The organism is Rickettsiales bacterium (assembly GCA_029252805.1).
Lineage (GTDB): Bacteria > Pseudomonadota > Alphaproteobacteria > Rickettsiales > JALZUV01 > JALZUV01.
The window spans coordinates 1-10787 of sequence record JAQXAR010000010.1 but is presented as its reverse complement, the minus strand read 5'-3'; the positions used below and the strand labels follow the sequence as shown (position 1 = coordinate 10787).

Annotated in this window: 19 protein-coding genes; 8 read left to right on the top strand and 11 right to left on the bottom strand. The window is 46.9% G+C overall.

The genetic code is table 11. The annotated features are described in order from the left end of the window. A partial coding sequence (locus P8P30_01985) for an IS1595 family transposase (GenBank protein ID MDG1286315.1) occupies positions 1 to 106 on the top strand: 106 nt, incomplete at its 5' end. 3 nt (positions 107 to 109) lie between these two features. On the opposite strand, the gene P8P30_01980 is transcribed toward P8P30_01985, so the two are convergent. The 6 genes from P8P30_01980 to P8P30_01955 form a co-directional block, all read right to left on the bottom strand. Continuing rightward, positions 110 to 232 carry a hypothetical protein gene (locus P8P30_01980; GenBank protein ID MDG1286314.1) on the bottom strand — a complete coding sequence of 41 codons (123 nt, stop codon included), beginning with the start codon at positions 230 to 232 and terminating at the stop codon, positions 110 to 112. An 82-nt stretch (positions 233 to 314) separates the two neighbouring features. Beyond that, a complete protein-coding gene (locus tag P8P30_01975; GenBank protein MDG1286313.1) occupies positions 315 to 1742 on the bottom strand; it encodes a deoxyribodipyrimidine photo-lyase in 1428 nt (475 codons plus the stop codon). After that, positions 1739 to 2722 (bottom strand): FAD-dependent oxidoreductase, encoded by a 984-nt coding sequence (locus P8P30_01970; protein MDG1286312.1) that lies wholly within the window; start codon positions 2720 to 2722, stop codon positions 1739 to 1741. The genes P8P30_01975 and P8P30_01970 overlap by 4 nt, the downstream gene beginning before the upstream one ends. Positions 2723 to 2791: 69 nt before the next feature. Beyond that, entirely contained in the window at positions 2792 to 3241 is a 450-nt protein-coding gene (locus tag P8P30_01965) for a DUF4174 domain-containing protein (protein ID MDG1286311.1), read from the bottom strand. Beyond that, positions 3228 to 3596 carry a DUF2237 domain-containing protein gene (locus tag P8P30_01960; protein ID MDG1286310.1) on the bottom strand — a complete coding sequence of 123 codons (369 nt, stop codon included), beginning with the start codon at positions 3594 to 3596 and terminating at the stop codon, positions 3228 to 3230. The genes P8P30_01965 and P8P30_01960 overlap by 14 nt, the downstream gene beginning before the upstream one ends. 220 nt (positions 3597 to 3816) lie before the next feature. Next, positions 3817 to 3978, bottom strand: a complete 162-nt coding sequence (locus P8P30_01955) for a DCC1-like thiol-disulfide oxidoreductase family protein (GenBank protein ID MDG1286309.1) — start codon at positions 3976 to 3978, stop codon at positions 3817 to 3819. A 204-nt stretch (positions 3979 to 4182) separates the two neighbouring features. Here P8P30_01955 and P8P30_01950 point away from each other — a divergent pair, with 204 nt between their 5' ends. Further along, positions 4183 to 4761, top strand: coding sequence for a recombinase family protein (locus P8P30_01950; GenBank protein MDG1286308.1), 579 nt, complete (start codon positions 4183 to 4185; stop codon positions 4759 to 4761). Here P8P30_01950 and P8P30_01945 read toward each other — a convergent pair. Together P8P30_01945 and P8P30_01940 are read right to left on the bottom strand one after the other, a co-directional pair. After that, positions 4746 to 4964 (bottom strand): hypothetical protein, encoded by a 219-nt coding sequence (locus P8P30_01945; GenBank protein ID MDG1286307.1) that lies wholly within the window; start codon positions 4962 to 4964, stop codon positions 4746 to 4748. The genes P8P30_01950 and P8P30_01945 overlap by 16 nt on opposite strands. Before the next feature lie 154 nt (positions 4965 to 5118). Then, entirely contained in the window at positions 5119 to 5610 is a 492-nt protein-coding gene (locus P8P30_01940; protein MDG1286306.1) for a hypothetical protein, read from the bottom strand. Positions 5611 to 6157: 547 nt separating this feature from the next. On the opposite strand from P8P30_01940, the gene P8P30_01935 reads away from it, so the two are divergent. Continuing rightward, positions 6158 to 6703, top strand: coding sequence for a hypothetical protein (locus P8P30_01935; protein ID MDG1286305.1), 546 nt, complete (start codon positions 6158 to 6160; stop codon positions 6701 to 6703). A gap of 18 nt (positions 6704 to 6721) precedes the next feature. Further along, entirely contained in the window at positions 6722 to 7240 is a 519-nt protein-coding gene (locus P8P30_01930; protein MDG1286304.1) for a hypothetical protein, read from the top strand. An 81-nt stretch (positions 7241 to 7321) separates the two neighbouring features. Here the strand turns inward: P8P30_01930 and P8P30_01925 are convergent, their stop codons facing one another. Then, positions 7322 to 7516 carry a hypothetical protein gene (locus tag P8P30_01925; GenBank protein ID MDG1286303.1) on the bottom strand — a complete coding sequence of 65 codons (195 nt, stop codon included), beginning with the start codon at positions 7514 to 7516 and terminating at the stop codon, positions 7322 to 7324. A 160-nt stretch (positions 7517 to 7676) separates the two neighbouring features. Here P8P30_01925 and P8P30_01920 point away from each other — a divergent pair, with 160 nt between their 5' ends. After that, positions 7677 to 8087, top strand: coding sequence for a hypothetical protein (locus P8P30_01920; GenBank protein MDG1286302.1), 411 nt, complete (start codon positions 7677 to 7679; stop codon positions 8085 to 8087). 40 nt (positions 8088 to 8127) lie between these two features. Then, positions 8128 to 8400 carry a hypothetical protein gene (locus tag P8P30_01915; protein MDG1286301.1) on the top strand — a complete coding sequence of 91 codons (273 nt, stop codon included), beginning with the start codon at positions 8128 to 8130 and terminating at the stop codon, positions 8398 to 8400. Here P8P30_01915 and P8P30_01910 read toward each other — a convergent pair. Then, complete coding sequence (locus tag P8P30_01910; protein MDG1286300.1) at positions 8397 to 8594, bottom strand: hypothetical protein; 198 nt, start codon at positions 8592 to 8594, stop codon at positions 8397 to 8399. The genes P8P30_01915 and P8P30_01910 overlap by 4 nt on opposite strands. Positions 8595 to 8894: 300 nt before the next feature. Here P8P30_01910 and P8P30_01905 point away from each other — a divergent pair, with 300 nt between their 5' ends. After that, a complete protein-coding gene (locus P8P30_01905) occupies positions 8895 to 9230 on the top strand; it encodes a hypothetical protein (GenBank protein MDG1286299.1) in 336 nt (111 codons plus the stop codon). 80 nt (positions 9231 to 9310) lie between these two features. Here P8P30_01905 and P8P30_01900 read toward each other — a convergent pair whose 3' ends face one another. Further along, the gene (locus P8P30_01900; protein ID MDG1286298.1) at positions 9311 to 9442 is read right to left on the bottom strand and encodes a hypothetical protein; all 132 of its coding nucleotides are present in this window, start codon (positions 9440 to 9442) and stop codon (positions 9311 to 9313) included. A gap of 211 nt (positions 9443 to 9653) precedes the next feature. Here P8P30_01900 and P8P30_01895 point away from each other — a divergent pair. Then, positions 9654 to 10787, top strand: a 1134-nt coding sequence (locus tag P8P30_01895) for a calcium-binding protein (protein ID MDG1286297.1), incomplete at its 3' end; no start/stop codon positions are given.

Below are 10787 nucleotides of genomic sequence, written 5' to 3'. Positions count from 1 at the left end.
AGAGCATTTTAATCTGTTCTTGAAAGAATGTGAGTGGAGGTTTAATATGGGCACACCAAGTGACTTACTGGCAGACCTGAAAAAGTTGCTCAAAGAATATTATTAGGTGTCAGCCCCTTGTTTTTTCGTCGCGTGCGGTGGCAAATACGCTATGGCCTTCATCAGCCAGCATCTCGGTCAAACGCCAGCCAATGCCGCCATGTGCGCCCATGATAATGTAAGGTACTGTCATATTATCTCCTATTTCAACTATTAGGCTATCAGCATGGATGTGACGAGAGCCTTTCGGTTAGATTAACTCCGTGTAATAAGGGCTACGCATCAGCCGGCTTTAACGATTTGAATGCTTCTAATGCACGATTGCGGGAAGCTTTTAAATCGACGATGGGTTTTGGGTAATTTTCACCAAGCACAACGTCAGCACCTTGCAATACTGCGTCGGGTGCTTCCCAAGGATTGAACAGATATTTATCAGACAATTCTCTTAACTCTGGCACAAAATGGCGTGTATATTCGCCTTGTGAGTCAAACTTTTGCCCTTGGGTAACGGGGTTGAAAATACGAAAATAGGGCGCGGCATCTGCCCCACAACCAGCGATCCATTGCCAACCCGCACTATTGCTGGCGAGGTCAGCATCGACTAAGCAATCCCAGAACCAACGCTCGCCATGATGCCAATGTAGCAGCAAGTTCTTCACGAGAAACGATCCGACAATCATTCGCACTCGATTATGCATCAAACCCGTTTGCCAAAGTTCACGCATTCCGGCATCAACAATCGGAATGCCCGTTTGACCGTGCTGCCAAGCTTTTAAGGCTTCCGCATCCTCGCGCCAAGGGAAAGCATCGAATTTAGATTGCAGGTTTTTGCGAGGCAAGCTTGGGTTATGATACAGCTGAGAGTATGAAAACTCTCTCCAACCGAGTTCCGTACAAAAATGATCAATATTTACACCTTCACCACGAGCAATGGCCGCATGCCATATTTGATTGGAAGAAATATTACCAAAATGCAGATAGGGTGACAAACGTGACACATAAGGCTTTGCGGGAAGGTTGCGCCCTTCTTTATAGTCATCCAACCCTTCATCAAAGAAGGTATATAGCCTGTCGATAGCTCCAGTTTCGCCAACCTCCCAATGAGGCTCCAGCTGCTTATCCCAGCGAATCTTAGGCAGCAAATCGAGTGACGTGAGATCGCACGATACTGCCTCATCTTTCACATATTCAAGCGTCTTAGGGGCGGGCAATGGTTCGCGTGGTGCCGCCGCGTTAAGGCACCCTCTGCGATAAAATGGGGTGAACACTTTATAGGGTGTTCCATCATTCTTTTTAATATCCCAAGGCTCCCACAATAATGATCCATTAAAGCTCTGAACCTCAACTCCTTTTTCAGCAAGCTTTTGCTTGATATGCTTATCGCGCGCAATACGCCAAGGCTCATAGCAGCGGTTCCAATAAACGCCCTGTATATCGTGATGTTCCCCGATCTTTTCGAGTATCTCCAACGGATCACCACGATAGAGTGATAGCGTGCCACCAAGAGACTCGTTCAATGATTGCAGCGAATAATGCAGCCACCAGCGACTGGCAGCACCCATCGCATAATCCCCTGCATTTTCATCATCCAGAATATAAATAGGAAGCACGGTGCCTTGCTTGGCGGCTTCTATGAGCGCTGGATTATCCGATAATCGCAAATCTTGCCTGAACCACATCAAGCTTATCGGCTTCTTGCTCATAACTGTTCTTTCAGTTTATCGGCTAAATGCATAGCGCTGGTAAATCCGGCCTCCACGCGGCCTTGAATGCACCAGTCTCCGCAAGCCGCCAGTTGATTCTCTGCATCCAACAATGATGGCTCTCCATCTTGTTTGCCAATATTCGCATAACGCCACCCATGCAGGGCAATGTGGTCAGCCTGACTCACATCATGGCCAATCACCTTCGAGACTGCGCTACATAGATAATCTTGCACCTCTGCACGATCATCATCCAAATGCTTCTCTGCCCAATCATTGGTGGAATTGATGAGTAAAGAGTAACCCGCTGGTCGCCCCGGTTTGCTGCTATTAACAGATATCCAGCTGATATCAGCATGCATCACCAAGGCTGCATCCCACGACAAGGGGAGCGGTTCGGCAAAGCCTAACATGAGCGAAAAGCAGCCGGACATTCTGGTTTTCTGTAATGCTGTATGATGCGTGAATATTTCGGGCAGTAATGCTGTGGACTGCACGGGTGGAGCCGTCGAAATCACCCAGTCGAAGCAGCCTTGTGCGCCCCCTGCATCATCTTTTAGGCACCACTCGTCAGCCTTTTTCTCTATTGTTGCGACAGGAGTTTGCAGATTGATAGTGAGCCCTTCAGCAAGATGCTTAGCGATCTGGTTCATCTTAGGCATTCCTACATAATGCGGATAGTTCTCATCCCACTGACGCTCACCAGTAATGACATTACGATCTATCTCTACAAACCGCGGGGTCCAGTGCGCCACAACCCCTTGCGAAATGAGGGGTTGAAGAAACTCCTGAAAGGCTGCTGTCTTGGCCGTAAAAAACTGCGCACCATGGTCAAACTGATACGTATCCGCATAGCGTGTCGACATCCGCCCGCTTACGCCGCGCGCTTTCTCAAAAACAGTAACATCTGCAAAAGCGGAAAGCTCCTTTGCCAGCACCAAGCCTGAGAAACCCGCCCCAATAATAGCGATTTTACTCATAGCGTTACTCCTGTCTCAATCAATTTGAGAGTCACTAAGAGCATAACATTAGCGCCTATATTTGACATATTACTGATCTTTCCTTATCTCACGCTGCCGCATCGGCATCGCATCAATCATGCTAAAGAGCTCGGGCATTGAAAGAGCAGTATTCTGACGGTGCTTTTCTTCACCATCTTTACCAAGCAAAATGATAGTAAAGCCATTTTCACGAACGTTGAAATAATCATAGAACCGCGATGTTCCAAGGTGAGCCTTGCTCTTGCCTTCAACGGATACTTCTTGGTTAACAATAAAAGACCACACCACTAGGTCACGTTCCTTCATGCCAGCAACACTCTCTGTGAGAGAGAATTGTTGGCTTGCGTAATGTTCATTTTCAGCAGAGTCCGAGAAAACCAGCAAAACACGCTTTTCCCAGAGATACTTCTCCATGAGCTCAGCAACCCCCTGCTGACTGCATGCGGTAAAGCCCAACAGAAGAATCAAACATAAAACGAGCCGTTTACTGTATCGCATGGGACTTCAATGCCTCCAGCGATACATAATCAAGTGCTTTTTCGTGGGTTGCTTCGAGCTTTACTGGCGGAGCCACGCCAGCAAGATACGCCTCACGCCATCGCAAGGCGCATAAGCACCAACCATCGCCGGGCTCTAACCCCGGAAAGCCATATTCGGGCATAGGAGAGCTTAAATTATTGCCTCGTTTGCGAGTAAAATCGAGAAACTCTTGCGTTACCAACGCGCAAATCACATGCGTTCCCGCATCATGCTTATTGGTATGGCAAAACCCATCACGAAAGAACCCTGTCATAGGGTCAGCACAACAAGACTCAAGCGCGCCACCCAACACATTTTTGGCATCAAATTTCATTATATTACCCTATCTGTCTCTGCGCTGATTTGGCAATGCTCTAACCGAGAAAAGCGCCATTCAGCAAAATGCTGATAACAAAAACCTACAAGCGGCTTTATAGCAGGTAAAGATACGAACTTCGCTAATATCCACCAATAAGGAAGGTATCTCCATATCTGAACAAAGCCATCCACACCGATATGCATCCTGCCATGTGTATCTTCTACATGCAGTGCTTTCAGGCCATCAGATACAGATAGCCCTTTGCAACAAAATCATCCGCCTTCTGCGTAACATCTACCCATAGAAAAACACCAACCGGCGCGATACGCTGATAGTAGCGTATCTCCTTGTTGCATAGTCCGCATTTTCCATCGTAATAAACTGTTAGCATCGACATCTCCTGAACTTAAAATACTGGCCGAGACGAAAGATGGTAGTTACATATTGGTAATGTCGCCCTATCGGTATGCCCGTAATTCTATTACTCGTCACTTCTCAGATGACAAAAAGACTACCGCGGTAGAATTGCCCCTCCGCCCCGCAGAAACCCTATCAAAAGAGGCTCGTATTATACCGACAAAATGGGTATAGTCTTTTTGACATGACCATAGCTGCATATATACGGGTTTCGACCCACGGCCAGAAGACGGATAGTCAGAAGGCTGAAATCACAAAATGGATAAAAGCGCATGGGTTCGATCCAGATGAGGTACGTTGGTTTGTGGATAGAGAAAGCGGAGCCCATCTCAGCCGATCTGGTTTCAATGAACTGGCGGAAGCTATCTTTGCCGGAGAAGTTAAAACCATCATCATCTACAAATTAGACCGTATTGCCCGCTCGTTGGTCGATGGAATCAACACCATCACGAAATGGGTGGATGCCGGAGTAAGGGTGGTATCCGTCACCCAGCAAATTGACCTTTCCGGCACCGTCGGGCGAATGGTGGCCAGCGTCTTATTTGCAATAGCAGAAATTGAACGAGAACAAACCCGCGAACGTCAAGCTGCAGGTATCGAAGTTGCCAAAGCTAAAGGTATTTACAAAGGCCGGAAGAAGGGCACGACTAAGGCAAAACCCAAACGGGCAAAGGAATTACAGGCACAGGGCTTAAAGCCGCCGGAAATTGCCAAGGCACTTGGGATTACGGATAGAACTGTGTTTCGCTACTTATCAAGTTGATCGCAATCATAATTGAGGATGATTCTGGCCTCTTCTTCAAATTGCAGCCGCTCTTTCTTTCTACGCTCCATTTCGTCTTTCACGACTTTTGGTATGTCATAGCCCTTAGTAAGTCCGAAGTGGCCTTCATGCGGATTTAAGGGGTTTCGATTCGACCATTGTAGGCGATAGGCATCATATTTTTCAAATAAACGATCACTCATTATTTTTTCCTTCTTTTTGTTAAGCGCCAGCTCTTAAATGGTACCAAATTTTAGGGTGTACTCCAATATAAAAAGACAGTGATGATGACTCTTAGCGGCAATCAGCCAGTATCGTTCGCTCGCGCTAAACATTCTGAAAGCGGCCAGAAATAGCTCAGTTAAAATCCCATTGCTGAGGGGGCAACCACTTCCCGCGATTATACCTCACTGATTGACGGCCTTCTGGAAATATAACGGTGGTTAGCTCTTCAACTTCACCGGTTTCTTTGTTTTGCACCACCATGAAGCAATTATATTCGCTTATGGCATAATGCTCCGCATAGGCTCTGACCTCTTCGCAAGGGATAGGGGTTGCTTTCAGCTTCATTAGCCTGCCTTCTAAATCGCGCTTATGTTTTTTTAGGTATTCTTTCATCCACCGCCTTACAGAGGATTCACTTGCGCCGGAGAATTGCTTGATTTTCTTATAGCTATCTCCCTTTAATCGCATCTCAGCAACGGCCTCTTTTACCGACCCGTCATAGAGATATTCATCATTTGCGAACTGATAATGACGCTTACACCCTTTGCAGTGGTAGCGCTGAGTATTTCCTATAAACCCAGCCTTAATAAGATTTTCATCTCCGCAATAACGGCATTCTATCATCGTAAATCTCCTGCGTTTATTATACCAAAGCAGGCGGCTCCAACCAACGATAATGTGACCGATTTCCAAATTTAATAGCGAGCTAAAGCCTCCTAACCCATTAATCTATAATATGTTAAAATCATTGTGCGTTGGAAACGTAATAGAGATGATAATTGGTAAAAACGATATCGTGACCGCTTTTTCAATAGCAAGGCATACGGGAACGGTTTTGCCCATGAAACAATAAAGCGTTGAAACCACCCATGATGGTTTAACTCGAAAAGCTCTCTACTTGCCTAATCTTCTCAACTGTGTATCCTCTGCCTTGCGTAGTTAATATGAAACTGCGCGGGGCTTTACAACCTCTCAACTTCAGACGGTTAGTATCCGTCATAATACTCCCGGATTCCTCTTTTAGAGTGTCTGGGAGCCGCTGGTGTATGTCCAAGGGTTTCCCTAAAGACCAGCGGGAATCTTCTTCTGAAGTTGGATTTTGTAAACTCCCAGACTGTCCGTCCGCAAGGGCTGGCAGTTTTTTGTTGAACCACAAGAGGAGAGCTAAACCGTGAACCCGATTACCAAAATGATAATAGCCACTACCGCATTAGCGCTAGGTGGCTGCAATATGATACCGCCGATGACGAGCCAGCATATGATGATGCAGTCGGGGATGGTGGAGACACTGCCCGCTAATCCAAAATATGATAACCGCATCACGCTAGGAGAAGTGACGATAGCGGATAGCGCCAAAGGAAGTTTTGCCGCAGGCGTTATCACACCGCCCGCTTTGCGTGAGGCTATTTTAAACGGCATTACCAATTCCGGCTTTTACAATCGTGGTAAAGACTCTGCCCGCTATCTGCTTACTGCCCGTTTAGAGCGCATTGAGCAGGATATATTAGGTTGGGAGATGTCAGCCATTGCCAGCATCCATTACCGCCTTACACAGCAATCTAATGGCAAAGAGGTTTATGCCGAAACCGTCTCCATCCCCGCAACTCTGTCTATGGGGGATGTCTTTGATGGACACATGCGGGCAAGGCTAGTGACAGGTAAAGCCATTTCCGAAAATATCACCCATTTTATCCGCACCCTCAGCACTCTCAACTAATCCATAAGGAATGATACCATGAAAAAACGACAAATGATTTTACCGCTCTGCACCAGCTTACTCCTCCTTGCAGGCTGTGCCACCCCACAAGGCATGAGCCAATATAAATATGATGAGGTAGGGCGCAGTACCATTGTGGTATTTGGTACCGTAATTACTTCCCGCAATGTGGGCATTACAGGCAAGAATACGGGCGCAGGGGCTGCCATCGGTGGTGCAGTTGGTGCAGGCGCAGGTTCTTATGTTGGTGGCGGCTCAGGGCAGATATGGGCGGCAGGTGCAGGCTTACTGGTTGGAGCCGTAGCAGGTGCAGCGGCAGAGCAAGCAGCGGCGAATAAAGTCGGTGTTGAATATGTCGTCACTACCGAGAAAGGCAAAACCATGACCATTGTGCAGAATATGAACCAAGGGGATTATCTCATCCCCAAAGGCTCACGGGTGATGGTGCAGACTAGCGGCTCCTACCAGCGCGTACTCCCCGCCGATGACCTGCCAGAAGCCATCAAGCGCCCCAAAGGCATCAAGATGATAGATTAGGGGGACGGAGCCTAGAGGGTACTCCAAAGCATAGAGAGGGAGTCGGTTCGGTTAAAGCGTCCAGAAGTGATGATTTTTGAGTTAATCATCTGATAAATCAGCCGGACGTGGCACTGAAAGGCTTTCGTCATTAGTTGCCAAGTCCATACGCTGCACGAGATGATGAAAGCGAGGGTGTAATCGATAAGTTCGGCTATCTTGTCGTTGTGCAATTCGGAATGTTGCCCAAACTTGACTCTCTTCTAATGCAGCAACTTTACGACGGTAAGTCCGCATTGCTTCTCTTTGAGTACTCCAATGGGAATATCAGGATAACACCCAGCATAAGCTAATCAGCGATATCATACCCCACGTTTACGAGGATACGGTGGCAGAACCTGAATATGCTATATTCTCGAAGGGTAGAAAAATCAGCAACTACAAACATTCCCTAAGAATGAAAATCGGCAAACATCACGTAAACATCCATAGCAAGCCTGAGAGCATCCGCATTGAGTATAATCCTGCACGACTATCCGCAGAGGAGCGCACAGAAATGGCGCAGCAGATTTTCTACCACTTCTTCACGTCAGACCATGAGGCCTTCGCTAACTTCACTATGAATGCAGTCATCAACCGAATCGACATCGCCATTGATATACTGAATGTTGGAATCAACCGCCTAGCCCATCGCGTCACCACGAATGCCCGTAAAGCCACTTTCCTATGCAAGAAGCGCCATACTGGAGAAACCTACTACTATGGCGCACGCACAGCCCAAAGACAGGTTAATATCTATGATAAGCTATCTCAATCGGCGAATAAGAAGGCCCTCATAAAGGACCACATCGCTAAATTTCTACCATGACCAGTATGAGGCGGTAACAAGGGTGGAGTTTCGTGAGAAAATGAAATCAAGTGGGAATGGACATATTATCGGTACATTGTCAGATAATAACTTGGGGAAGGGCATCGAACGGCTGAAACTCTATGACTTTGAGAAGTTCAAGCAGCACTTCGATGAGTCGGAACATCCAAACCTCAAATTATTTTGGCAGCTCTATCAGCATACTTACCCCGACAACACTTATGAGACTGCTGCTATTCTTGCGGACATGAAAAAATATGAAACCGCAATGGAATATACCCCCAATGGTCAAGCCAATAGCTTCTTAGTCTAATTAGGAGTCGAACCCGCCACCAAAACAAGCCGCTCGCTCACCTTGCCTCCCATCAATAGCATGAAGCTGTAATAGGCTGTAGCGGCATAACTAGACAGAATAGACCCTTTGCTATAGCGATAGCCTTCTCGATAGATGCTTTTGAGCATCTTCCGCAAGTGGCCACCACATTGATGGCATAGAGGCTTCCTCATCGGTCGCTTGATAGGCGTAACCTCCAACGCTCTCGGAGATGGCTACGATGCGTTTTGGCTCGGAGGGGATAGAGCACCCATTCGGTCTTTCGTGCCAACCCAATACCCATAGAGAGCTTGGGCGAAGGAATAGGCGCCTTATTGCCCGTATCCGGGTCAATGAAGGTACATTGTACTGCCGTAAGGGGGGGGGGTACTGAAAATATCAACTATGCATAAAATTCTTCTGGTAGACTTCACACAATGAGGTAGTCTGCTGCAATAGCAGCTTAAATAATTAACATTGAGGAAGCAAAAGAAATGAATATCAAAAAACTAATAACCTTTAGTGCCGCGATCGCAGCCTTTTCAACAATGAGCGCACCGGCTTTGGCCGAGGGCGATCTCGTCTTTATGCACAATGCCAGCCCATATCAGGTGTGGACTGACTTAAAAGCGTGCCAAAACGATGTGAAAAAGAGTGGGCACAAGTGCGGATTTTTCTCTAGCGGTCGATCTAACAATTGCGATAGCACTTTTTTATACTCATTTGAAATGCCTAACAACATCGCAAGAGACCGCTGGGAGCGCAAAGAAGATGTCGTTTTGTACGCTAATGACGGCTCTAACAGAAAAGTATGCACCTACATGCATTAATTCTGAATACGACACGTATTATAGCGCCTTCTCGAACGTGGTTGATTAATCCGTTAGGGGAAGCGTTCTGCGTTTAGGGTTTAACCAGAAAAATACGTGAAGTTGATATAGCCAATGAGTGCAGCTACGCCGAGCACTGCTGCAATAAGAAGAATGGGCGCTAAAAACCCAACAATGAACCCTAGTTTCTCCAACCCAATAATAAGGCGCATTCCAATATGTTTAGTATTGGTAATGGGGACGTCTTGCGGTTCTGTTGAAGTTTTAAGGATAGGGTTTTTAAAGTGTTTGCTTAGCGCTAACCCAATGACAGTTATATTCCCTATCAAGCACCCATACCTTACGAGCTTGTTTAAAGGATTTATTAACACCTTGTAATGCATACTGAAACAGCAATCATGACTCGGAAGAACCTACTTATTTATGTCTATTACGGTTACAGAGCTTGGAAAGAGAAATGTCGATGGCGTTGCCGGCGATGAATATGTGTGGAAAATCGTCAATGGTTTTGCAAGCGACGTTACCTACACATGGACAGCCGTAGGCGGTGAAACCGGCAGTATCACGCTGATCGCAGGGGCCGAAACCCTGCTCTACACTAATACACTCGATGATATTACGCTGACCGATGGTGGAACTACCGTTGCAACGGGAACGTATGTTGATCAAGTTTTAGGAACTTATAGCGCAGGTAACGCCGCAAACGTAATATACGGCCATGAAGGTAATGACCGTATCTCAGGGCAAGGCGGAAGTGATTATATTTCAACGGGTGTAGGCAATGATGTTATCTATGGTGGAAGCGGCGACGATACGATTATCGGAGGCCTTGGTCGCGATTATATGAGGGGCGATGCGGGTACCGATCTATTCATCATCGGAGTCGAGGCAAACCAATATGATGTTATCAATTCATTTGCTCCCGCTACGACGACAGATAAGGTCGACTTAACTGCATTTAGTGACCTGTATTTCGATAGTCATGTGACGCAAGTGGGCGCGCATGTTTATGTGGAGCTGGGGAATGGCCAGCAGTTACGGTTTTATAATCTAAACCGTGATGATTTCACGGTGGATCACTTTATTGGTATGAATGCAGGGGCGGACCCTAATGGTGGACCGACTGTCTTTGATGATGTGCTGACTGGCACAGGTGTGGCGGATGTCATTGATGCTCTTGCGGGTGATGACCTCGTAAACGCTTCGAGTGGTAACGATAGTATTCTGGGGGGCGATGGTGAAGATACACTGAATGGTGGTAACGAGAATGACACCTTGCGGGGCGGTGATGATAATGACACCTTAAATGGCGATTCCGGCAATGATAGTCTTTATGGCGGCAATCAGAATGACACCATTAATGGAGGCGCTGGTGATGATCGTCTTTATGGCGATAATAATAATGATGTTCTCGATGGTGGCGCAGGCAATGACATCATCTACGGGGGCAATGGCGACGATACGATTATCGGAGGCCTTGGTCGCGATTATATGAGGGGCGATGCGGGTACCGATCTATTCATCATCGGAGTCGAGGCAAACCAATATGATGTTATC